General features: G+C 72.0%; 23 protein-coding genes. 10 read left to right on the top strand and 13 right to left on the bottom strand.

Translation table 11 applies throughout. The features are described from left to right. Positions 1 to 19: 19 nt before the first annotated feature. On the bottom strand, positions 20 to 937 hold the full coding sequence (locus RM788_RS47985; protein ID WP_315927885.1) for a LysR family transcriptional regulator: 918 nt from the start codon (positions 935 to 937) through the stop codon (positions 20 to 22). 230 nt (positions 938 to 1167) lie between these two features. Between RM788_RS47985 and RM788_RS47980 the strand changes: the two genes are divergently transcribed. From RM788_RS47980 to RM788_RS47965, 4 genes are all read left to right on the top strand, one after another. Further along, positions 1168 to 1611, top strand: coding sequence for a DUF6069 family protein (locus tag RM788_RS47980; protein ID WP_315927883.1), 444 nt, complete (start codon positions 1168 to 1170; stop codon positions 1609 to 1611). Between the two features lie 262 nt (positions 1612 to 1873). Continuing rightward, positions 1874 to 2062, top strand: a complete 189-nt coding sequence (locus RM788_RS47975; RefSeq protein WP_315927881.1) for a hypothetical protein — start codon at positions 1874 to 1876, stop codon at positions 2060 to 2062. A 72-nt stretch (positions 2063 to 2134) separates the two neighbouring features. After that, positions 2135 to 2995, top strand: coding sequence for a geranyl diphosphate 2-C-methyltransferase (locus RM788_RS47970; RefSeq protein ID WP_315927879.1), 861 nt, complete (start codon positions 2135 to 2137; stop codon positions 2993 to 2995). 42 nt (positions 2996 to 3037) lie between these two features. After that, positions 3038 to 4153: a family 2 encapsulin nanocompartment cargo protein terpene cyclase gene (locus RM788_RS47965; RefSeq protein WP_315927877.1), complete on the top strand. Its 1116-nt coding sequence runs from the start codon at positions 3038 to 3040 to the stop codon at positions 4151 to 4153. A gap of 74 nt (positions 4154 to 4227) precedes the next feature. Here the strand turns inward: RM788_RS47965 and RM788_RS47960 are convergent, their stop codons facing one another. Next, positions 4228 to 4788: a DUF4232 domain-containing protein gene (locus RM788_RS47960; protein ID WP_315927875.1), complete on the bottom strand. Its 561-nt coding sequence runs from the start codon at positions 4786 to 4788 to the stop codon at positions 4228 to 4230. A 324-nt stretch (positions 4789 to 5112) separates the two neighbouring features. Then, positions 5113 to 6825 (bottom strand): FAD-binding dehydrogenase, encoded by a 1713-nt coding sequence (locus RM788_RS47955; RefSeq protein WP_315934924.1) that lies wholly within the window; start codon positions 6823 to 6825, stop codon positions 5113 to 5115. Between the two features lie 239 nt (positions 6826 to 7064). Between RM788_RS47955 and RM788_RS47950 the strand changes: the two genes are divergently transcribed. Next, positions 7065 to 8219, top strand: a complete 1155-nt coding sequence (locus RM788_RS47950; RefSeq protein ID WP_315927873.1) for a PucR family transcriptional regulator — start codon at positions 7065 to 7067, stop codon at positions 8217 to 8219. Between the two features lie 3 nt (positions 8220 to 8222). On the opposite strand, the gene RM788_RS47945 is transcribed toward RM788_RS47950, so the two are convergent. Next, positions 8223 to 9146, bottom strand: a complete 924-nt coding sequence (locus tag RM788_RS47945) for an NmrA family NAD(P)-binding protein (protein ID WP_315927871.1) — start codon at positions 9144 to 9146, stop codon at positions 8223 to 8225. Between the two features lie 229 nt (positions 9147 to 9375). Between RM788_RS47945 and RM788_RS47940 the strand changes: the two genes are divergently transcribed. Continuing rightward, positions 9376 to 9603, top strand: a complete 228-nt coding sequence (locus tag RM788_RS47940) for a DUF2188 domain-containing protein (protein WP_315927869.1) — start codon at positions 9376 to 9378, stop codon at positions 9601 to 9603. Positions 9604 to 9721: 118 nt separating this feature from the next. Then, positions 9722 to 9952 carry a hypothetical protein gene (locus RM788_RS47935; RefSeq protein ID WP_315927867.1) on the top strand — a complete coding sequence of 77 codons (231 nt, stop codon included), beginning with the start codon at positions 9722 to 9724 and terminating at the stop codon, positions 9950 to 9952. Positions 9953 to 10029: 77 nt separating this feature from the next. Here the strand turns inward: RM788_RS47935 and RM788_RS47930 are convergent, their stop codons facing one another. The 3 genes from RM788_RS47930 to RM788_RS47920 all read right to left on the bottom strand — a co-directional run bounded on the left by RM788_RS47930 (position 10030) and on the right by RM788_RS47920 (position 10885). Next, positions 10030 to 10152 carry a hypothetical protein gene (locus RM788_RS47930; RefSeq protein ID WP_315935004.1) on the bottom strand — a complete coding sequence of 41 codons (123 nt, stop codon included), beginning with the start codon at positions 10150 to 10152 and terminating at the stop codon, positions 10030 to 10032. A gap of 49 nt (positions 10153 to 10201) precedes the next feature. Next, entirely contained in the window at positions 10202 to 10453 is a 252-nt protein-coding gene (locus tag RM788_RS47925; RefSeq protein ID WP_315935003.1) for a hypothetical protein, read from the bottom strand. Between the two features lie 87 nt (positions 10454 to 10540). Further along, positions 10541 to 10885, bottom strand: a complete 345-nt coding sequence (locus RM788_RS47920) for a hypothetical protein (RefSeq protein WP_315927865.1) — start codon at positions 10883 to 10885, stop codon at positions 10541 to 10543. 81 nt (positions 10886 to 10966) lie between these two features. Here RM788_RS47920 and RM788_RS47915 point away from each other — a divergent pair, with 81 nt between their 5' ends. Next, the gene (locus RM788_RS47915; protein ID WP_315927863.1) at positions 10967 to 11095 is read left to right on the top strand and encodes a hypothetical protein; all 129 of its coding nucleotides are present in this window, start codon (positions 10967 to 10969) and stop codon (positions 11093 to 11095) included. A 186-nt stretch (positions 11096 to 11281) separates the two neighbouring features. Here the strand turns inward: RM788_RS47915 and RM788_RS47910 are convergent, their stop codons facing one another. The 6 genes from RM788_RS47910 to RM788_RS47885 form a co-directional block, all read right to left on the bottom strand. Further along, positions 11282 to 12091 carry a sugar phosphate isomerase/epimerase family protein gene (locus tag RM788_RS47910; RefSeq protein WP_315927861.1) on the bottom strand — a complete coding sequence of 270 codons (810 nt, stop codon included), beginning with the start codon at positions 12089 to 12091 and terminating at the stop codon, positions 11282 to 11284. Next, positions 12088 to 13236, bottom strand: a complete 1149-nt coding sequence (locus RM788_RS47905) for a dihydrodipicolinate synthase family protein (protein ID WP_315927859.1) — start codon at positions 13234 to 13236, stop codon at positions 12088 to 12090. Before RM788_RS47905 ends, RM788_RS47910 begins: the two co-directional genes overlap by 4 nt. Continuing rightward, positions 13233 to 14369, bottom strand: coding sequence for a Gfo/Idh/MocA family protein (locus RM788_RS47900; protein ID WP_315927857.1), 1137 nt, complete (start codon positions 14367 to 14369; stop codon positions 13233 to 13235). The genes RM788_RS47905 and RM788_RS47900 overlap by 4 nt, the downstream gene beginning before the upstream one ends. A gap of 50 nt (positions 14370 to 14419) precedes the next feature. Continuing rightward, the gene (locus RM788_RS47895) at positions 14420 to 15181 is read right to left on the bottom strand and encodes a sugar phosphate isomerase/epimerase family protein (protein WP_315927855.1); all 762 of its coding nucleotides are present in this window, start codon (positions 15179 to 15181) and stop codon (positions 14420 to 14422) included. A gap of 53 nt (positions 15182 to 15234) precedes the next feature. Continuing rightward, entirely contained in the window at positions 15235 to 16179 is a 945-nt protein-coding gene (locus RM788_RS47890) for a glycoside hydrolase family 6 protein (RefSeq protein ID WP_315927852.1), read from the bottom strand. 82 nt (positions 16180 to 16261) lie between these two features. Beyond that, the gene (locus RM788_RS47885) at positions 16262 to 18472 is read right to left on the bottom strand and encodes a glycoside hydrolase family 9 protein (protein WP_315927850.1); all 2211 of its coding nucleotides are present in this window, start codon (positions 18470 to 18472) and stop codon (positions 16262 to 16264) included. Between the two features lie 293 nt (positions 18473 to 18765). Here RM788_RS47885 and RM788_RS47880 point away from each other — a divergent pair, with 293 nt between their 5' ends. Both RM788_RS47880 and RM788_RS47875 read left to right on the top strand, forming a co-directional pair. After that, a complete protein-coding gene (locus tag RM788_RS47880) occupies positions 18766 to 20049 on the top strand; it encodes an ABC transporter substrate-binding protein (protein ID WP_315927848.1) in 1284 nt (427 codons plus the stop codon). A gap of 2 nt (positions 20050 to 20051) precedes the next feature. Next, positions 20052 to 21011 carry a carbohydrate ABC transporter permease gene (locus RM788_RS47875; protein WP_315927846.1) on the top strand — a complete coding sequence of 320 codons (960 nt, stop codon included), beginning with the start codon at positions 20052 to 20054 and terminating at the stop codon, positions 21009 to 21011. Positions 21012 to 21013: the final 2 nt, after the last annotated feature.

The following is a 21013-nucleotide window of genomic DNA, read 5'->3' as shown; positions in this document are numbered from 1 at the left end:
GCCCCGCCACGGGCCTCCGCTACAGACCCTCCGCGACACCCGCCAGTCGCGCGCGCATCCACTGGTGGGCCGGGGCCAGCATGTTGCGGGGGTGCCAGAACATGGCGATCGTCAGCCGAAGCGGCTCGGTCTCCAGCGGCACCTCGCGCAGGCCGAGCGCGGGGCCGAGGCGGTCGTACAGGCGGCGGGGCGTGAGCGTGACCAGATCCGAGCCCGCGACCGCCTGCAACGCCAGAGTGAACGACTCCACCGCCACCGGGCTGGGCTGGGTGAGGCCCAGTTCGCCCAGCTTCACGTCGGACACCACGCGCCTGCCCGCCACTCCGTTGACGTGGACCGCGCGGGTGCCCGCCAGCGCGTCGGCGGTGAGCGGCTCGGCGACCGCGTGGTTGTCCCGGTCGGCGACGGCGATGAACTCGTCGGCGAACAGCGGGACGTGCGGGAAGTTCAGCAGCTCCGGCGTCTGGAGCTGCAACGGCCAGAACAGCACGTCGCACCAACCGGTCCGGAGCAGCTCGACCAGGTCGGCGCGCAGCGACACGACGTTCACCTTCACCCCCGGCGCCTCGGCGGCGAGTCCGCGCAGCGCGGGCAGCACGAGCACGCCCGCGACGTAGTCGCTGGCCATGAGGGTGAACGTGCGCCGGTCTGCGGCCGGGGTGAAGGACCGCCCGGAGCTGAGCACCTCGCGCGCGGCGACCAGCGCGGTCTGCACCGGCCCGACGAGCGACTCCGCGAACGGCGTGAGCACCATCGCGCGGCCCTCGCGGACGAGCAGCGGGTCGTTGAAGTGGCGGCGCAGCTTGGCCAGCGCCGCGCTCATGGCGGGCTGCCCCATCACGAGGCGCTCGGCCGCCTTCGTCACGTTCCGCTCGATCAGCAGGGCGTTCAGCGGGACCAGCAGGGTGAGGTCCAGCCTGCCCCAGTCCGTCGCCACCGCGGGAATCCTCCTCCCCCGACACCCGGCGTGGCAAGAACGCGCCCGTTGAGACGGGCGCCCGACCGCCGCCGCAGGTCCGGCGGACCATCGAGCCGGTCGATGGGGTCCATCCGGAATTCGCCGGTGCCGGGTCCGGCGGACTCGCCCTAACCTGGGACCACGGGCACCGGATCCACAGTGGACTCGCCCCGTGCGCCGTTTTCCGCGGTACCGGAGGGACAACACCGATGACCGACACCAGCGACTCCCCGTTCCGAACCCGGCACCCCGCCGTCGCGGGCGACCGCACCGCCATCGGCCTCGTCCTCGCCGTGCTGGTGTCCGTCGCGCTCAACACCGCCATCGCCCTGCTCGCGAACGCCGCGCTGCCCGCCGGTGGCGTCCGCGTCGGCCTGACCCTGAAGGAGTACGCGCCGCTGACCGTCGCGGGGATCCTCCTCGGCGCGCTCGCCTGGTACCTCGTCCGCCGCGGCGCCCGCGACCCGCGCGCCGTCCTGCGCGTGCTCGTCCCCGCGGCCGTGCTCGTCTCCCTCGTGCCGGACTTCGGGATCCTCGCGACGGGCGCGCACCCGCTCAACTCGCTCGCCCTGGTCGCGATGCACCTCGTCGCCGCCGCCACCACCGTGCCCGTCCTCGTGAAGGCGCTACCGCTGCCGCACGCCTCGTCCTAGCGGCTTCCGGGTGGACGGGTTCGCGATCCGCGTGGCGCGCCGGGCGCCGCGCGGTTTCGCGCGTTCCACCGATCCCACACCGATGTCCACAGTGGACTCTCGTCACAGCCGCCACGTCCGGGTGACGTCACCCATGCCACGAAAGTGTCATTGCGCTGCGGAAACGCCTTGCTATGTTCGAGCAGGCAACATCGACACCGGGAATTCGACGGCCTCGATTCCCCGTTCGAATCCGCACGCCCGACGATTGGTGGCTCCGCCCGTGACCGCGACCGCACCGGCCATCTCCCCCGGTACCGCGTCGCTCCTGTCGAGTCCGGGCCGCGCCGTCGACGACGGGCGGGTGGCGTTCGAGAAGACCGGGTCGCCGCGAACCCGCCGGCGCGCCGCCGTGCCGATGCCGGACGCGCCGACCGTGCCCGAAGGCGCGGGGGTCGGCCACGGGGGCTAGCCCCCGACCACCAGCACCGCCACGCGGCTCCGCCGCGTCTTCTCCAACCCCCCAGGAAAAGGAACCACTCCCGTGACCGCAGTCAGCACCGCTCCCGCCGAGGTCCTCCGCACCGCGTACCAGAAGTCCGTCGCTTCGTACTGGAACGCCGAGCAGGACCCGGTCAACCTGCGCCTCGGCGACGTGGACGGGCTGTACCACCACCACTACGGGATCGGCGAGGTCGACCTGTCGGTGCTGGAGGGCCCGGAGGACACCCGCGACGCGCGGATCATCGCCGAGATGCACCGGCTGGAGACGGCGCAGGCGGACGTGCTGCTCGACCACCTCGGCGACATCCGGCCGCAGGACAAGCTGCTGGACGCGGGCTGCGGGCGCGGCGGCACCAGCATCATGGCCCACGAGCGGTTCGGCTGCGAGGTCGACGGCGTGTCGATCTCGCAGAAGCAGGTCGACTTCGCCAACCGCCAGGCCGCGGTGCGGGGCGCGGAGGGCAAGGTCCGCTACCACTTCCGCAACATGCTGGACACGGGCTTCGAGTCCGGATCGCGCCGGGCCATCTGGAACAACGAGAGCACGATGTACGTCGACCTGAACGAGCTGTTCGCCGAACACGCGCGCCAGCTGGAGTTCGGCGGCCGGTACGTCACGATCACCGGCTGCTACAACGACGTGACCGGCGGCCGGTCCAAGGCGGTCGCGCAGATCGACCAGCACTACACCTGCAACATCCACCCGCGCAGCGCGTACTTCAAGGCCATGACCGCCAACGGTCTCGTGCCGATCTCGGTCGTCGACCTGACCGCGCAGACGATCCCGTACTGGGAGCTGCGGGCCAAGTCGTCGGTGGCGACCGGGGTCGAGGACCCGTTCCTCACCGCGTACCGCGAGGGCAGCTTCCACTACCTGCTCATCGCCGCCGACCGCATCTGATCCCGAGCCGCCGCGGCCGAGTGCCCCGCAGAAAGCGAAGCGATGCCGGACCTGCAGCACACCACGTCCACGTTCACCGGTCTGGGCACTTCGGCCGCGCGGTTCGCCGCAAGACTCGGCAGCCGCCGCGAACTCGGACCGCCCCATCCCGAGAACGGGCACGATCCCGCGTACGCGCACCGGCCGTGGGGCGACGGCACCGCGTCACCGCTGTACTGCCCGCTGCCCGAACGGATCGACGACGCCCTCGCCGAGGAGGTCGACCGGCGGCTGGCGCTGTGGGCCCAGGAGTGCGGGTTCACGGCCGAGGAGGCCGAGCAGCTCGGGCGGGCGGAGTTCGGACGGCTCGTCGTGCTCGCCCACCCGGACTGCGACGACCCGGACCGGCTGCTCATCTCGGCCAAGCTCAACGCGGCGTGGTGGGCCGCGGACGACCTCTACTCCGACGACACCGCGCTCGGAGCCGTCCCGGCCGAGCTGCCCCAGCGACTCGCGCTGGCGATGGCCGCCATGGACCCGCTCCCCGCCGCGGGCGAGTTCACCGGCGAACTCGACGAAGCCCTCGGCGAGGACCGGGTGCTCGTCGCGCTGCGCTCGGGCATGGAGTACCTGTCGGGCTACAGCACCCCCGCCCAGTTCCAACGGGTCTGCTACTCCACGTTCACGATGTTCGTGAGTTGGACGGCCTACGCGGCCTGGCAGCACAACGGGAAGCGGCCACCCGCGTGGGAGTACCTCGCGGCCAGGCAGCACGACAGCTTCTACACGTCCATGACCCTCGTCGACGTGCTCGGCGGGTACGAGCTGGACTCGAACCTGTTCTACGAACCGGCGGTGCGGCGGGCCGCGATCCTGGCGGGCACGGCGTCGGTGCTGGTGAACGACCTGCACTCGGTGACCAAGGACCTCGCCGACGAGAACCCGCCGTGCAACATGGTGCTCCAGGTCGCGGCGGACCGGGAGTGCTCGGTCGAGGAGGCCGTCGAGGTCGTCGTGGGGCTCCACAACGGACTGGTCCGCGACTTCCAGGACGTGTACGCGGCAACCAGGTTCCTGCCGTCGCCGCAGTTGCGGCGGTTCATGCGGGGACTGCGGGCGTGGATGGGCGGCGGCTTCGAATGGCACTCCACCAGCCCGCGCTACCGGACCGAAGGCTGACCGCACCGCTCCACGCGGTCGCCGTGGCGAATCGGGGAGGGCGTTCGGCCTGAGGCCGGGCGCCCTCGTCGCCGTCAGCGGTACCAGGCCCGCACGTCGAGCTTGCCGGTGCTGCCGAGGTCGATGAGGACCGGCGGCTGGTCCGGCCCGTCGACCACCGCCTGCCGGGGAAGTCCCGCCACCGGCGCGACCTCCAGGTACCGGCCGACCGCGGGCGGGCCGTCGGTCAGCGTGTTGCGCCACATCAGTCCGGACTTCGCCGTCTCGCCGGGGCGCAGCAGCAGTTCCGCGGGCGGGTCGTCCCATCCCAGTTCCTTGGCGGTGCCTCCCGCCCCCTGGCGGATGGTGATGGGCAGCGGGTCCTCGTCCTCGTCCAGCACGACGACGTCGGGGTAGCCCTGGACGCCGAAGTCCGAGCTGCCGCAGTTGACCAGCTCGATCGTCATGGCCCGCAGGCCCGTGGCCGCGCTCACCACACCCGTCCTGACGCTGACACCGGATTCCGGGCAGGCGGGAGGCGCCTGGGAGGTGGGCGCCGGTGGCGGCGACGGCGGCGGGGCGCTCACCGGCGCGCACGCCGTGAGGAGCAGCAGGGACAACACCGCGCCGAGCACGCCGACACGCCCCTGTTCCATGAGGTGATCATGGCACCGGGCAGGTCGACCCCCGCACCCGCACCCCACGGGCTCCAGGCGCCGCCCGCCGGTGCGTCGGGCGCGTTCGCCGCGGCGGCGCGGCCTACCTGCCGGGACCGGCCGTGCGACGCATCGCCGGCCTCTGCGCCGGCACCGCCAAGACCGACGCCCGCGACGCCTCCGGATCCGCCTCCTCCGGGCATCCGCCCGCCCGCGCCGGGATCGCCCCGGCCACCCCGCAACTCCGGTACCAGCACCCCGCCCGATCCGGCTCCCGCACGCGCCGCCGCCCGTGTGGCCCGGCGACCGGGCCACACCTGAGCGTCAGGCGCTGTCCGCCGCGGCGGCGCGGCCGGTCTGCCTGCCGGTGAACAGGCAGCCGCCCAGGAACGTGCCCTCCAGGGCGCGGTAGCCGTGGACGCCGCCGCCGCCGAACCCCGCGACCTCACCCGCGGCGTAGAGACCGGGAACGGGCTGGCCGGTGGAGCCGAGGACGCGGCCGGACAGGTCGGTTTGCAGGCCGCCGAGGGTCTTGCGGGTGAGGATGTTCATCCGGATCGCGATCAGCGGGCCCGCCGACGGGTCGAGGATCTTGTGCAGCGGGGCCGTGCGGGCGAGCTGGTCGCCGCTGTAGGCGAGGGAGTTGCGGATGCCCATGATCTGGGTGTCCTTGGTGAAGGGGTTGTCCACCTGCCGGTCGCGCAGGGTGATCAGCCTGCGCAGGTCGTCCAGGTCGATCAGGTCGCCGCCCGCGATCCGGTTCATGCCCGCCACGAGTTCGGCCGGCGAGTTGGCGACGACGAAGTCCTCGCCCCTGTCCATGAACGCCTTGACCGGCGGCGGGGTGCTGTTGAGCAGGCGGCTCGCGAGGTAGCCGATGAGGTCCTTCCTGGTCAGCTCGGGGTTCTGCTCGGAGCCGGAGAGCACGAACTCCTTGTCGATGATCTTCTTGTTCAGCACGAACCAGGAGTGGGCGTGGCCCGAGCGCTGGATCAGCTCCAGGGTGCCGAGCGTGTCGTAGCCGGGCACACCGGGGTCGGGGAGGCGGCGCCCTTCGGCGTCGAACCACATCGACGAGGGCGCGGCGAGCACCCGAATGCCGTGGCCGGGCCAGATGGGGCTGTGGTTGGCCAGTCCCTCGGTGTAGTGCCACATCCGGTCGCGGTTGACCAGTCGGGCGCCCGCCAGTTCGCTGATCGCCAGCATCCGGCCGTCGACGTGCGCGGGCACGCCGGTGACCATGCGGGCGGGCGGGGTGCCGAGGCGGGCGGGCCAGTTGCGGCGGACGAGGTCCTGGTTGCCGCCGATGCCGCCGGAGGTGACGATCACCATCGGGGCGCGCAGTTCGAAGTCGCCGACCTTGGTCCGGGAACTGGGTGTGCCGCGGGCGGCGCTGCCGGCTTGCAGGACGCTTCCGCGCACTCCGGTGACGGCCCCGTTGGTGGTGACGAGCCCGTCGACCTGGTGGCGGAAGCGGAAGGTGACCGCTCCGCGCGCCGCGGCGGCGCGCACGAGCTTCTCGAACGGTTCCACCACTCCGGGGCCGGTGCCGAGGGTCAGGTGGAAGCGGGGGACGGAGTTGCCCGGCCCCTCGGCGCGCTGCCCGCCGCGTTCGGCCCAGCCGACGATGGGCACCCAGCTCACGCCGAGCCCCGACAGCCACGCCCGCTTCTCCCCCGCGGCGAACTGCAAGTACTCCTCGGCCCAGCGCGAGGCCCAGTAGTCCTCGCCCAGCGGGTCGTCGACGCCGCGGTCGAAGCCCGCGGTGTCGAACCAGTCGCCGCGCGCGAGTTCGAGGGAGTCCTTGATGCCCGCCAGCCGCTGCTCGGCGGAGTTGATGAAGAACAGCCCGCCCAACGACCAGAAGGCCTGACCGCCGAGGCTCGCCTCGGGTTCCTGGTCCAGCAGCAGGACCTTGCGGCCCGCGGCGGCCAGCTCGGAGGTCGCGACCAGCCCCGCGAGCCCGGAGCCGACGACGATCACGTCCGCGTCGGCTCTCGGCGCGGCGGAGGCCCGGCCCGGGCCCAGGGTGCCCATGCCCGTGGTCGCGGCGATGGCGCCGCCTGCCGCCAGGAGGTGTCGTCGGCTGAAGTTCCTGCTGCCAGGTGCACTCATCGTCGAGCCCTTCAGGGGAACGGTGTGCCGGCGGCGGCGCCCGCGTGGTCGCTCTCGGGTCGACCCACGTAACCAGCGGGAGGCGGGCGGCGGATAGGGGCACGTCACCAAAGGCCGCCGATCTCGTTGTGCACCAGCCACAACGACGTGCCGGAGGTGCCGTGCGGGACAAGCGGACGACCACGATCGCCTTGCGGGTGATGGCGGCCATGGCCGCCGACGACGGAGTCGTGACCAGGGTGGTCGGGGCCGCCCGCGGGAACTCCCCCGAGGTCGCGCGGCTGCCGGAGGCGGAGAACCGCAGGCACATCGCCACGCTGCTCACCGCGGGGGCCGCGCACCTGCGGGGCGGCGACGGGGACTTCTCCGCCGCGCGGGCGCTGGGGGCCGATCGGGCGGCGCAGGGGGTGTCGATCGCGGGCCTGCTGCGCGGGGTGCACGCGGGGCGGGCCGAGGTGATCAGGGCGGGGGTGGAGTTCGCCCGCGCGACGGGGGTCGACGACTCCACGATCCTGGACTTCATCGTGGACGTGGACTCCTACGTCGCGACGGTCGAGCGGCACATCATCAGCAGCTACCACACCGCCGAGTTGCGGCTGTCCCGGACGGCCCGCGACCTGAACACCCAGGTGCTGCGCGGGCTCCTGGTGCCGGACGGCGCCTTCCCCGACTCGGCGCAGCTGAGCCGGGTGGGGCTGCGAACGGGCAGCCGCTACCACTGCGTGGTCTCCGACGTGACCGACCCGAGCCGCGCCAGGTCCCTCGAACAGCGCTTGCAGGCGCTCGACGGGGTGTTCGGACTGGTCGAGGGGCGGCTGGCGGGCGTGAGCCTCCGGCCGCCGTGCCCGCCGGAGGACGACCCGCCGCTGCTGGTGATCTCCCCCGCCACCCCGTTGACCTCGCTGCGCCGGAGGTACCCGCTGTGCGCGAAGGCCCTCGCCGTCGCGTCGTCACGGGGAGCCCGCGGCGTCCACCCGCTCACCGACCTCGCGGCGGAGACCGCGTTGGCCGCCCACCCGGAGCTGGCGGACACCCTGGCGGACGAGTTCCTGGGCACGCTCGACCCGAAGAGCGCCTTCCACCACGAGCTGGTCGTCACCGCGTTGTGCTACCTCGACCACGGCCGCCGGATCGGCATCGCGGCCGCGGTCCTGCACGTCCACCCCAACACCGTCCGGTACCGCCTGGACCGGTTGGCCGAACTGGCGGACGTCGATCTCCACGAGGTCCCGGACGACCGGCACTCCCACGTCCTGAGCACGGTCCGGACGTGGTGGGCGCTGCGCACGTGGATCGACCGCGCTCGGGGGACGTGACGGTCAGGCGTCGGCGCGCATGTGCTCCTTCGCCCAGGTCTCGAAGCTGGTGAGCGGGATGCCGAGTGCCCTCGCGAACTCCGGGCGGGCAGGCTGGCCGACCTGGTTCAGGCGTTCGTGCGACGCTCCCATCGCGGGCATCCCGGCGGCGAGCGCCTGCTCCTCGGTCATGTCGGGGGCGGACAGCGGTGTGCCCAGGACGTGGGACAGGACCTCGGCGATCTCCGTCATGGACAGGTGATCGCCCGCGAACTCCAGTTCGACGCCGTCGAACCCGTCCGGGTCCGCGATCGCCGCGGCCGCGGCCCCGCCGATGTCCTCGACCGCGACCAGGGACAACCGGGTGTCGGGGTTCAGCACGCTGACCAATCCGCCCTCGACGCCGCGGGGGAACAGGAAACCCATGGAGGGGAAGAAGTTCTCCATGAAGAAACCGGGCTTCAGGATGGTCCAGCGGTCGAAGCCCGCTTCGCGGACCCGGTCCTGGACGGCGGCCTTGGCGTTCAGGGAGCGGGTCATCGAGGACCAGCGGCTCTCCGTCCACTCAGGACCGTCGCCGTGCTGACCTGCGCCGGTGACGGAGGTGTGGACGAACTGCCGCACTCCGGCGGCTTTCGCCCCTGCGACGAGGTTGGCGCCCTGGGTCACCTCGCCGTCGAAGTCGAAGCCCTCGCCGGTGAACGCGGGCATCTGCACGGAGAAGACCGCGCGGGCGCCTTCGGCCGCCCTGGTCACGGAGTCGAGGTCGTGAAGGTCGCCGGTGACCAGTTCGACGCCCAGGGCCGCCACGGCCGCGGCCCGCTCGGTGGAGGGGTCGCGGACCAGGGCGCGGACGGGGATGCCCGCGGCCAGCAGGGCGCGGGCGGTGGCGCCGCCCTGCCTGCCGGTGGCGCCGGTCACCAGTACGGGGGCTGAATCGGTGGGCATGGTGCTCCCTGGGGCTCGTACGGAAACGGCGGGGCCCGCCGGTTCCCTTCGAACGATACGGCGGGGTCCGCCGCTTAGCAAGTACGGGCACCGGCGGTCCGACGCGACGGGCAGGGATCCCTTGCGGCGCAAACCCCTTCCGGCGAAGTGCACCCGGACGTGTACCGCTTCCGCCCCACGGGTATTCCGCCCGTGACCGTGCTTCCGGCATTCCAGTGGAGGAGGACCCGTGAAAGGTGACGTGGAGACGTACAGCGAGAACGGTCAGTGGAAGAACAAGGTGGAGGGCAACCAGCAGGCGTCCAGCACGCACGCCACCAAGGAAGAGGCCACGGCCAAGGGTCGTGAGATGGCGAAGGACGCCGGTGTGGAGCACATCATCCGCAACCTCGACGGCAAGATCGGCGAGCGGCAGACCTACCCCCGCAGCAGGGACCCGCGCAGCACCCCCGGCTGAGTCCGTCCACCACCGCGGCCCGACGGATCGCGACCGGACACCGGGACGTTTGCCCGGCGCGCCAGGGGGAATCCCGGTGCGCCGGGCATTCGGGCCCGGTCAGGCACGAGGAGTGGACGTGACCGAAGACGTGCGGGACTTCGATACGACGGGCATGGAAGAGCAGCTCGCCCACTCGCAGCACCTGATCGACGAGGCCAAGGTGGCCGCGGCCGAACTGGCCGAGTCCAACCCGGACCCGTACGAGACCGATGCCGAGGCCAAGGACGACGAAGCCTCGGGGTTCGAGTCCTTCGAGGACGGTCGACCGGCCAAGCCCGGCGCCGTGCGGGCGGCTCGGGAGGGCTGACAGCCTCGGATCAGCTCAGGACGGGCGCGCGGGTGAACGCGCCCGCCGCCACGTTCTCGGCGACGCGGGTCTCCACGTCACGGGGCGGGGCCCGGTCGGTGTCGCGGGACCAGCACCCGAACCTCGGCGCCGCGCTCCAGCAGCGACGACACCACGTGGGGGCCGATGTTCCCGGTGGATCCCAGCAGCAGTACGGACATGGTGTTCCCTCGCTCCTTCGTGGACGGCCTTGCGCGTGCGGAAGTTCTTTCATGGCAGGGAGATCGAGCCGCGGGCGAACCCGGCGCAGAGGTCCGGCAGTGCCGGCTCGTCGATGGCGTCCCGGTCAGCTTGAAGTGCTCCGGCAGCACGCCGCCGTGGCCGTGGACGATCCCCCTTCGGCGCCCCGGTGGTGCCCGAGGAGAACAGCACCCGCAGCGGGGCGTCGAAGTCCACGCGCTCGAAGGCCTGCGGCGCCGGGGTGACGACGGCCTCTGCCCACGGCGTAGTTGAGCCTGGCACCGGGGAACCACCGGGCGCCGGACGCGAACCGGGTGATCGACGCGTCGGCGTCCGGGTCCGGGTCCGGCAACCAGACCGGTTCGACGCTCACCGCCGCTCCATGGCGACGGCGGCGGGCTCCGGCAGTTGGGCGAGCAGGTCGGCGACGGCGCCCGCGAGGTCGGCCGGTGTCGCCGCCGCGGCGAACAGGTGGTGGTCGGGGCGGATCACGACACCGACGTGGTCCGGTGGCAGCAGCGCCCGGTCGGTCACGTGCAGCAGCACGGCGCCGAGCGCGCGCAGCGGGGCCACCTGACCGTCGGACAGGACCTCGCTCGGATCGACGGCGGCGGCGACCACCACGGCCTGCCCGACCAGGTCGTCGAGCGGCCCGGTGCGCCCGTCAAGGGTCAGCCGCCATCGGCCGCGATGCCGAGGGCTTGGTGACCTCACTGGCCGTGCACATCCAGCGGACCACCGACATGCTGCTGCGCTACGCCGCGGCGGAAGCCGGATCGGACCGGAGCTGACCCCGTGGACGGCATCACCCTGATCAGCCGGACCGTCCTGCGCGAACGGCAGGGCCGCGACCGCGGCGACGACCGGCCCGAGGCGGCCGCGCGGTTCCACGAAGCCGCCCACGAGTGGCTGCGCGGGGGCTGACGGCGAGGCGGCCGCGCGATCGGCGTCGGCTGCGACCACGCGACCACGCTGTCCGCGGTCGGGGTGCCGGTGCTGTCCACCCACCACCACCGCCGGGCTGACGAGGCGAGCGGCCACCTGCTCGGCGCGATCCCGGACCTCCAGGTCGGGCGCGTCCGGGCTCGCGCCGAGGCCGCGGGCTCGTCCTCAGCCCGCGACGTGCTCGGCGTACCGGCGCACGACCGTCGCCACCACGCTGTCGGGGTCCTCCCGCCACAGGTCGGCGTTGAAGATCTCGACCTCCACGTCGCCGGTGTACCCGGCCTTGGCGACCAGGTCGGCGAGGTGGCGGAAGTCGATGTGGCCGTCGCCCATCATCCCGCGCGCCAGCAGGGTGTCCGCGGGGAGCGGGGTGATCCAGTCGCAGACCTGGAACGAGGCGATGCGGTCCGCGGCCCTGGCGACCTGCCGTTCCAGGTCCGGGTCCCACCAGACGTGGAAGCTGTCGACGACGACGCCGACCACGGCGGGATCGTGCTGTTCGGCCAGGTCCAGGGCTTGACCGAGGGTGGACAGGACGCCGCGGTCGGCGCAGTAGATCGGGTTCATCGGTTCGAGCGCGAGCCGTACCCGGCGTTCCGCGGCGTACGGGATGAGTGCGGCCAGGACGTCGGCGACCCGTGCGCGGGCGGCGGGGAGGTCGCGGCTGCCCGGAGGGAGGCCGCCGACGACGAGGACGAGGCAGTCCGCGTCGAGGGCGGCGGTCTCGTCGATGGCGCGGCGGTTGTCGGCCAGCACCTCGCCGAGGTCGGGGGCGGTGAAGAAACCGCCGCGGCACAGGGACGAGACGTGCAGGCCCGCGTCGGCGATGAGGGCCGCGCCCGCCTCGACGCCGAACTCGCGCAGCGGTTCGCGCCAGACGCCGATGGACGCCACGCCCGCGCGGACGCAGGCGGCCACCGCCTCGGGCAGGGTGCACCCGTTGACGGTCTTCTGGTTGAGGGACAGGCGGTTCACCGGACGACTCCGTGGACGTCGAGCAGGGAGGACAGGCGGTACGCGGCGAGTTCCGGGTCGGGGAACAGGCCCGCCCGGTCGGCGAGGACGTAGGTCTCGACGAGGTGGGGCAGGCCGCGGGCGCTGTGCAGGCCCGCGACCATGGAGAAGCCGGGCTGGAGGCCGGAGAGCCAGGCCAGGAAGGCGATGCCCGTCTTGTAGTAGTAGGTCGGCGGGCCGAAGACGTGGCGGGCCAACGGGAGCGTGGGGGCGAAGGCGGCGTCGTAGCCCGCCTCGTCACCCGCGTCCAGCGCCTGCAACGCGCGCGAGGCGGCGGGGGCGATGGCCGCGAAGATGCCGAGCAGGGCGTCGCTGTGGTGGGCGCCGTCGCCCTTGACGAGGTCGGGGTAGTTGAAGTCGTCGCCGGTGTAGAGGCGCACGCCCGCGGGGAGGTTGGCGCGCAATGCCTTCTCGTGGTCGGCGTTGAGCAGGGAGACCTTCACGCCGTCGATCCGGTCGGCGTGGTGGTGCACCAGGTCCAGGAACGCGCTCGTGGCCTCGTCGACGTCGGACGAGCCCCAGTAGCCCTCCAGGGCGGGGTCGAACATGGGGCCCAGCCAGTGCAGGACGACCGGGGCGCCCGCGTGGGGCAGGATCCGGTCGTAGACGTGCCGGTAGTCGGCGGGGCCGGTGGCCAGGCGGGCGAGGTGCCTGCTGGCCATGACGATCACCTGGGCGCCCGCGTCCTGAACCACGTCCAACTGCTCGGTGTAGGCGCGGACCACGTCGTCGAGGGTCGCCGGGTCGGCGTGGTCGGTGCCCGCGCCCGCGGCGATCCGGGTGCCGAGGTGCCCGGCCTCGGCGGCGCTGCGGCGGATCAGCTCCCGCGTGGTGGCCCAGTCCAGGCCCATGCCGCGCTGCGCGGTGTCCATCGCCTCCGCCACCCCGAGGCCGTAGGACCAGAGGTGCCTGCGGAACGCCAGCGTGCTGTCCCAGTCGACGACGGCGGGCGCGCCGGGGCTGTTGTCGCCCAACGGGTCCGCGACGACGTGGGCGGCGGCGAACGCGACCCGCGACGTCGGCGGCCCGTCCGGCTTCACCCACGCCACGGGGTCGCTCGGCACGTGGTCGTAGAGGGTGCCGTCGGCGGCGGGCAGGGTGATCACAGCTCGACCCGCCGGTTCGTCCGGGAGGACTCCAGGCCCGCCTGGGCGAGCCGGATGCCGCGGACGCCCGCCATGAAGTCGTACGGGTGCGGGGTGTCCTCGACCACGTGCCGGACGAACTGCTCCCACTGGGTCTTGAAACCGTTGTCGAAGTCGGTGTTGTCCGGCACCTCCTGCCACTGCGAGCGGTAGGAGCGGGTCTCCTCCAGGTCCGGGTTCCACACCGGGCGCGGGGTGGCCTCGCGCGGCTGGACCACGCACTTGCGCAGGCCCGCGACCGCGCTGCCGCGGGTGCCGTCGACCTGGAACTCCACCAGTTCGTCGCGGTGCACGCGCACGCACCAGGACGAGTTGAGCTGGGCGATCACACCGCCCTCCAGCTCGAAGATGGCGTACGCGGCGTCGTCGGCGGTGGCGTCGTAGGACCCGCCCGCCTCGTCGACCCTGGTCGGGATGTGGGTGGCGGTCTTGGCGATCACCGAGGTCACCGCGCCGAACAGGTTCTCCAGCACGTAGTTCCAGTGGCAGAACATGTCCACGGTGATGCCGCCGCCGTCCTCGGCGCGGTAGTTCCAGCTCGGCCGCTGCGCGGGCTGCCAGTCGCCCTCGAACACCCAGTAGCCGAACTCGCCGCGCACGCTGAGCACCCGGCCGAAGAACCCGCTGTCCACCAGCCGCTTGAGCTTGAGCAGACCGGGCAGGTACAGCTTGTCGTGCACCACGCCGTTCTTCACGCCCGCCTCGGCGGCGCGGCGGGCCAGCGTCAGCGCGCCCTCGACCGACTCGGCGACCGGCTTCTCGGTGTAGATGTGCCGCCCCGCGTCGATGGCCCGCAGGATCGACTTCTCGCGCACCGCCGTGAGCTGCGCGTCGAAGTAGAGCGGGCACGAGTCGTCGCCCAGGGCGGCGTCGAGGTCGGTCGTCCAGCGGGTCAGTCCGTGCCGCTGCGCCATCTCGGCGAGCTTGGCGGCGTTGCGGCCGACCAGCACCGGCTCCAGTTGGACCCGTGAGCCGTCGGACAGCTCGACACCCCCCTGCTCCCTGATCGCGAGCACCGAGCGCACGAGGTGCTGCCGGTATCCCATCCGTCCGGTCACGCCGTTCATCACGACGCCCAGGGTCCGCGTGGCCATTCGTCCTCCTGTGGAAAGCGCTTTCCAAGTTACCGTACAACAGATGACCGCTAATGGCTCCCGTACTCCGCGAACCACCGCGCGGCCGCCCTCAGCGGCTCGTCGACCGGCGCGATCTCCGGGTACCAGGCCTTCTCCCACTCCAGCGACACCCAGCCCGACCAGCCGCGCAGCAGCTCACCGCACTCGGCCAGCGGCACCGCGCCCAGACCGGGCACGACCGGCGTGACGCCGACGGCGTCCTTCACCTGGAAGTAGCCGAGGTACTCCCCCAGCACCTCCCGCGTCCGCGCGGGCGCCTCGCCGTGCCGCCACGGGTGCAGCGCGTCCCACAGCACGGCGACCAGGCCCGGTGCGCCGAACGGCTCCACGAGCCGCACCGCCGCCTCGCCCGTCGGGTGGTGGTCGTGCGTCTCCACCAGCAGTCGCACGCCCGACGACCGGAGGTCGTCCAGCACCGCGCCGATCCGGTCGCGCGACTCCTCGTCCCCGCCGGGGAACACCCGCACCGACGGCGCGCCGAGCCGGTGGGCCAGGTCGATCAGCGCCCTCAGCTCGGCGATCACGGGCGCGTCCGGGCCCGGCGCGCACACCTTCGCGTAGCCCGCGAGGCAGGCGATCTCCAGACCGCTGTCGGCGACCGCCGCCCGCACCCGCTCCACCTCGCGGCGGGAGAGTCCGATGTGGACCTGCTCGTCCGGGTGCGTCCGGATCTCCAGGCCCGCGCAGCCGTGGTCGGCGGCGAGCCGGGCGGCCTGCCTGATCGGCGCTCCCGGCATTCCGAGCGTGCTCACCGCGAACCGCCACACCATGTGTTCCTCCTGGGAGCGGGGCGGGGCGCCACGCGGGCGCCCCGCCCCGTCGATCACGTGCCGTCGATCAGCCGGATGGCGATCGCGGGGTTGAACTGCCCCGCCGGGGTGGTCGGCGCGATGCCGCACAACCCGTCGGAGTTGCCGGGCGTCTTGATCCACAGCAGCATCTCGGCGCCGCCGCCGACCTGCGCGGTGGCGCCCAGCTTGCGGCCCGCCGGGTTGCACCACTCGCCGTTGTCGCCGTTGGCGTTGCGGCTGGTGTCCACGACGAACTTGGCCGCGTAGCCCAACGACGAGACCACGGAGTTGCCGTAACCCGTCGACGCGCCGGTCGTGTAGTAGTTCGACACGTTGACCGAGAACCCGCGGACGTTGCGCACCCCCGCGGAGAGCAGCCTGCTCGCCATGGTCGCCGGGGCGACCCAGCCCGCGTTGCCGCCGTCGAGGTAGACGTAGGCGTTGGGGGCCTTCTGCTGGAACATCTGCGTCGCGTACGTGAGCATGCCGAGCCGGTCCTGGACCGCCGCCGCGCTCATGCAGGAGAAGTCCCCCAGCGAGTCCGGCTCGATGACGACGACGGCGGGTTTGGTCCCGACGCCCGCCGCGAAGCTCGAGATCCAGGTCCGGTACGCGGACACGCTGCCCGCGCCCCCGCCCGAGTGACCGCCGCAGGCGTCGCGGCCGGGGATGTTGTAGGCGACCAGCACCGGGAGCTTGTCGTTGGCGTCGGCCGCGCCCACGTAGCTCGCGACCAGGCCTCCGACCCCGCCCTCGTTGCCGAACCAGCGGGCGATCGGCTTGGAGCCGATCGACGACTGGATGCGCGCGGCCCGCGCGTCACCGGGGTTGCCCCGCGCCCAGACCGCGGGCGAGGAGTTGGGGTTGACGTAGAAACCGCTGGTCATGTCGATGGGACTGGCGGCGTGCGCGGGCTGCACGACCGTCAGCAGGGGCAGGGTCACGAGGGCCGCCGCGAGGCGGGTCTTCCACGACATTGTGGATCCTCTTCTCTTGCTCGGGATGGGCTGCCGCGGACCGCCCGGCTCGTCCCTCGGGGCGGCGGCGCGGCGGGTCGGGTCAGCGGGCGTCGACGAACGCCGCCACCCAGGCGAGGGACGAGTTCCAGTTGATCGCGACCTCGTTGGTGGACCACGATCCGATGTCGTCGATGTAGCACTTGGCGGGCGCGCAGCCGGGCAGGTTCTGCTGCGCCACCGGGTCCTGCAACCCGGAGTTGGGGCCGCCCGCCAACGAGCCGGGCGGCGGGCTGGGCAGCGCCGGGTTGATCTGGTGCGCCCAGGCCCGGTGGTGCTGGTTGTGGCTGGCGCGTTCGCCGTAGCCGCTGATGAACGACTGGTTGAGCCCGTTGCGGCCGAGCAGGTAGTCCATCGACTCCAGCACGGCGGCGCGGTAGCCGGGCCGGAAGCTCAGGTCGTAGGCCATCCCGATGACCATCGCCGCGTTCGTGGTGGCGCTGGTGGAACCCCACGCGTAGGCGCCGTCGGTCGGCAGCGACGGGTTGGGGTAGCCCTGCTTGCCCAGGTCGCGCACGTAGCCGTCGGCCACCGAGACGATCCGCTTGCGGGCCAGGACGACGCGGTCGATCGGGAAGCGCTCGGGCAGCCGGGCGATGGTCAGGTCGGCCAGCGCCCCGGTGTCCTTCCAGGAGAACCCGGCCGGGGTCAGCTTCGTGGTGATCCGGCCGAGGTACGTCCGCTTGCCGGTCGTGGCGTACAGCTCCGCCGCGGCCCAGGAGAACTCGTCGCTGACGTCGGTGTCGTCGTAGGCGCCGCCGCCGACGCTGTCCTCGTCCGGCGCGTAGAGGTCCGGGTGCGCGTTCGCGGCCTGCCACGCGGTTTCCGCCGCCGTCAGGCACTTCTGCGAGAACGCCCGGTCCCACAGCGCCCAGATCCGCGCGCACTGGGCGCCCGCGGCGGCCAGGTTCAGCGTGGCGGCGGTCGACGGGGCGTGCAGGTAGCGGGGCTGCGGGTCGTTGCCCGGCATCATCGGGTGCGCGGTCCACGCGAGGTCGTGGATCTTGTGGTGCGCCATGCCCGCGAGCGGCTTGTCCGCCGGGACCTGCATCTTCAGCAGGAACTCGACCTCCCAGCGGGCCTCGTCCAGCACGTCGGGCACGTGGTTGGCCTGCTCGGGGATCGCCAGCAGGCCGTCGCGCAGGCCCTCGAAGTCCAGCGTGCGCAGGGAGCGCTCGTAGGTGTCCATCAGCTGCCACGCCGCCAGCGCGCCGTTGACGACGTACTTGCCGTGGTCGCCCGCGTCGTACCAGCCGCCGCTGACGTCGAGCGAGTAGTCGCACGTGCCGGGCAGGCAAGGCACCGACGTGTCGCCCTTGTTGGGCGCGACGCCGACGTGCCCGGCGGGCCTGGCGTAGGCGTCCCCGACGTACTTCGCGTCGATCGGGATGCCGCTGCGGTTGTGGTAGAAGTACTCCAGCGAGTCCCGGCGCAGCGCGTCGTACGGGCTCTTGGCGATGTCGAACGGCTCGCTCACGTCCGCGCCGACCGCCAGCGTGTAGCCGGTGCCGACCGTCCTGAGCCGCGAGAAGTCCGCGATGTGCACGTGGTCCCCGGACATGGCGTCGTCGCCCTTGACCGTGGTGTCCCCGCTCGCCACGACCGCGCCCGCCGCGTCCCGCAGCCGCCACCCGACCGGCGTGGTGGCGGCGTTGACGACGGACGCCCGCTTGTCGCCCGACGCGGCGTAGCCGAACTGGTTGACGCGCACCGGCGAGCCGTAGGTCCAGCCGCCGCCGGGCCTGACCGCGCCGCCGGTCAGCGACACGTCGTCCAGGCAGAGGGTGTACGCCTCCTTGGCGCCACCGGCCTGGATCGCGACCTGGCCGCGGGTGGTGGCCTTCGTGGAAGTCCCGGTGAACTCGAACGCCTTGGGCTCGGCGGTCAACGGGACCAGCTTGTTCAGCGTGCTGGTGCTCGGCGGGTCGGCCGGCGCGACGACGGCGCGGACCGTGACGGGCTTGGTGGCCGACGCGGTGAACCGCAGCGTGTACGGCTGACCGGCCTCGAAGGGTATGTCGTTCTGGCCGATCATCGACTCCCACGGGTTGACCGTGCCGGCGGGCACGTCGGCGCAGAGCCGCTCCGACTCCACCGCGGACGGCGTGTTCCCGCTGCTCCACCAGGAGGTCTTCCCGGCGGCGAAGGTGCCGTTGAGCACCCGTTCGTAGGTTTCGGCGTGCGCCGGGGTCGCGAAACCGACCAGGAGCACGACGGGCAGGCAGGCTGCGAGCAGCCTCGATCTGGCGGACATACCGGGCCCTTTCGGGTCGTGGGAACTCCCGGCACTCCACGGCGTCAAGGCGGAATGGTCACCCCGAGGACGCCCTGTGTCAACGGTCCCAACTCCTCGACTTTGCCTCTTCCCAGATGTGTGACCTCCCGGTTACAGTCCTGTAAGCGCTTCCAATTAAGTCCCACATCTGAGGCATCAGCACCCGCACAGCCACGGCGTCACCGCAGCTCAAAGGTGTAATTGCTCGATCTGGAAGACTTCCAAGATCCCGTTAGCGCTTCCAGACCGGTCGGTTCAAACGGAGGATTTCCATGGCTGTTCGACCCAGGCGGACCCTGCTCGCGGCAGTCGTCGCCACGGCGCTGGCGGCCACCGCCGCGTGCGGTGGCGGAGGCGCCGACTCCGCGTCCGGGGGCACGACGCTGATCGTCAAGACCTTCAGCCAGTTCGGCTACGACGAGCTGTACGAGGAGTACGAGGCGTCGCACCCCGGCATCACCATCAAGGAGGACAACATCGGGAAGCTGGGCGACTACCTGCCCAAGCTCCAGCAGTGGATGGCCGCCGGGAAGGGCGCGGGTGACGTGGTCGCGCTGGAGGAGGGCATCCTCTCCCAGTTCATGGCCAAGCCCGACCAGTTCGTGAACCTGCTGGACCACGGGGCGGGCGAGCTGGAGCCGAACTTCCTGGAGTGGAAGTGGAAGCAGGCGTCCACACCGGACGGGTCGAAGCTCGTCGGCCTCGGCACGGACGTCGGCGCGCAGGGCATGTGCTACCGCACCGACCTGTTCGCCAAGGCCGGGCTGCCCACCGACCGCGAGGCCGTCGGCGCGCTGTGGCCCACGTGGGACGACTACCTGGCCACCGGCCGGAAGTTCACCGCAGCGGGCACCGGCGCCAAGTTCTTCGACACCGCGGGCGGCGTCTACCAGAACATCCTGATGCAGCAGGGCGACCACACCTACTACGACACCTCGAACAAGCTGGTCATCGACACCAACCCCGGTGTCAGGAAGGCGTGGGACCAGACCATCGCCCTCGTCGACGCCGGGCTGTCGGCCAACATCGACCAGTACAGCCCGCAGTGGAACGCCGGGTTCAAGAACGGCGCCTTCGCGACGATCCCCTGTCCGTCGTGGATGCTCGGCACGATCGAGAAGCAGTCGGGCCCGGAGAACAAGGGCAAGTGGGACGTGGCAAGGGTTCCCGGCAACGGCGCCGTGCGCGGCGGTTCGTTCCTCGCCGTGCCGCAGCAGAGCACCCACCAGAAGGAGGCCGCCGAACTGGCGGAGTTCCTGACCAGCGCCAAGGGCCAGACCGCGGCGTTCAAGGCCAAGAACAACTTCCCGTCCTCGCCCCGGGCGATCGACGACCCCGCCGTGCGGGACTTCACCAACCCGTACTTCAACGACGCCCCCGTCGGCAAGATCTTCGGCGACAGCGTCAAGGCGCTCAAGCCGGTGTACCTGGGACCGGACAACAACCCCATCGGCGACCGGGTCGGCAACGCGCTGACGGCCGTCCAGCAGGGCAAGCTGTCGCCGGACGAGGCGTGGGCCAAGGCCGTCGACGACGCCAAGCGCCTGGTGAAGTGACGATGGCGGTCACCGACGTGCGGCCGCGGCCGGTCGCACCACCTCCTCGCGCCCCGATCCCCCCGCTCCGGCACGGGTTCCTCTCCCTCGTCGACACCAGGTGGTCGCCGTACCTGTTCATCGCGCCGTTCTTCGTGATCTTCGCGATCTTCGGGCTGTTCCCGCTGGCCTACACCGGCTGGGTCTCGCTGCACGAGTGGGACCTCGGCGGCGCGGGCGCGTTCATCGGACTGGACAACTACACCACCCTGTTCGGCGACCCGGACTTCTGGAACGCGGTGGTCAACACCCTGGGCATGCTCGTGCTCGCCACGGTGCCGCAACTGCTGCTCGCGATGGTGCTGGCGAGCCTGCTCAACCAGAAGCTGCGCGGGCTGACGCTGCTGCGGATGGGCGTGGTCCTGCCGATCGTCACGTCGGTGGCCGCCGTGGGCATCGTGTTCAGCCAGATCTTCGACCGCGACGCGGGCATGGTGAACGGGATCCTCGGGCTGTTCGACGTGGCCCCGATCGACTGGCGGGCCGACAAGTGGTCGTCGTGGACCGCGATCGCCACCATGGTCAACTGGCGGTGGACCGGCTACAACGCGCTGATCTACCTGGCCGCGATGCAGTCGATCCCGCGCGAGCTGTACGAGGCCGCGACGGTCGACGGGGCCTCGAAGGTCCGGCAGTTCCGCAGCATCACCGTGCCGATGATCCGGCCCTCGATCATCTTCACGGTGATCGTGTCCACGATCGCGGGCATGCAACTGTTCACCGAGCCGCTGATCTTCGGCCAGGGCGGCTACGCCATCTCCGGCGGCAGCCTGCGCCAGTTCCAGACGCTGTCGATGTACATGTTCGAGAAGGCGTTCCGGGACTTCGACTACGGGTACGGGTCCGCGGTGGCGTGGATGATCTTCCTGCTGATCACGCTGCTCGCGGTCGTCAACTTCCTCGTCACGCGAAGGGGGAACTAGCC

The sequence above is a fragment of the Umezawaea sp. Da 62-37 genome, from assembly GCF_032460545.1.
GTDB lineage: Bacteria > Actinomycetota > Actinomycetes > Mycobacteriales > Pseudonocardiaceae > Umezawaea.
This window is presented reverse-complemented; position numbering and strand designations above follow the sequence as displayed.

Coding starts and splice junctions, on each gene's coding strand:
- RM788_RS47890 (WP_315927852.1), bottom strand. CDS start 16,179: ATGTCGTGGAAGACCCGCCTCGCGGCGGCCCTCGTGACCCTGCCCCTG.
- RM788_RS47955 (WP_315934924.1), bottom strand. CDS start 6,825: ATGGGCACCCTGGGCCCGGGCCGGGCCTCCGCCGCGCCGAGAGCCGAC.
- RM788_RS47880 (WP_315927848.1), top strand. CDS start 18,766: ATGGCTGTTCGACCCAGGCGGACCCTGCTCGCGGCAGTCGTCGCCACG.
- RM788_RS47895 (WP_315927855.1), bottom strand. CDS start 15,181: ATGGTGTGGCGGTTCGCGGTGAGCACGCTCGGAATGCCGGGAGCGCCG.
- RM788_RS47965 (WP_315927877.1), top strand. CDS start 3,038: ATGCCGGACCTGCAGCACACCACGTCCACGTTCACCGGTCTGGGCACT.
- RM788_RS47875 (WP_315927846.1), top strand. CDS start 20,052: ATGGCGGTCACCGACGTGCGGCCGCGGCCGGTCGCACCACCTCCTCGC.
- RM788_RS47945 (WP_315927871.1), bottom strand. CDS start 9,146: ATGCCCACCGATTCAGCCCCCGTACTGGTGACCGGCGCCACCGGCAGG.
- RM788_RS47885 (WP_315927850.1), bottom strand. CDS start 18,472: ATGTCCGCCAGATCGAGGCTGCTCGCAGCCTGCCTGCCCGTCGTGCTC.
- RM788_RS47900 (WP_315927857.1), bottom strand. CDS start 14,369: ATGGCCACGCGGACCCTGGGCGTCGTGATGAACGGCGTGACCGGACGG.
- RM788_RS47930 (WP_315935004.1), bottom strand. CDS start 10,152: ATGTCCGTACTGCTGCTGGGATCCACCGGGAACATCGGCCCCCACGTG.
- RM788_RS47980 (WP_315927883.1), top strand. CDS start 1,168: ATGACCGACACCAGCGACTCCCCGTTCCGAACCCGGCACCCCGCCGTC.
- RM788_RS47960 (WP_315927875.1), bottom strand. CDS start 4,788: ATGGAACAGGGGCGTGTCGGCGTGCTCGGCGCGGTGTTGTCCCTGCTG.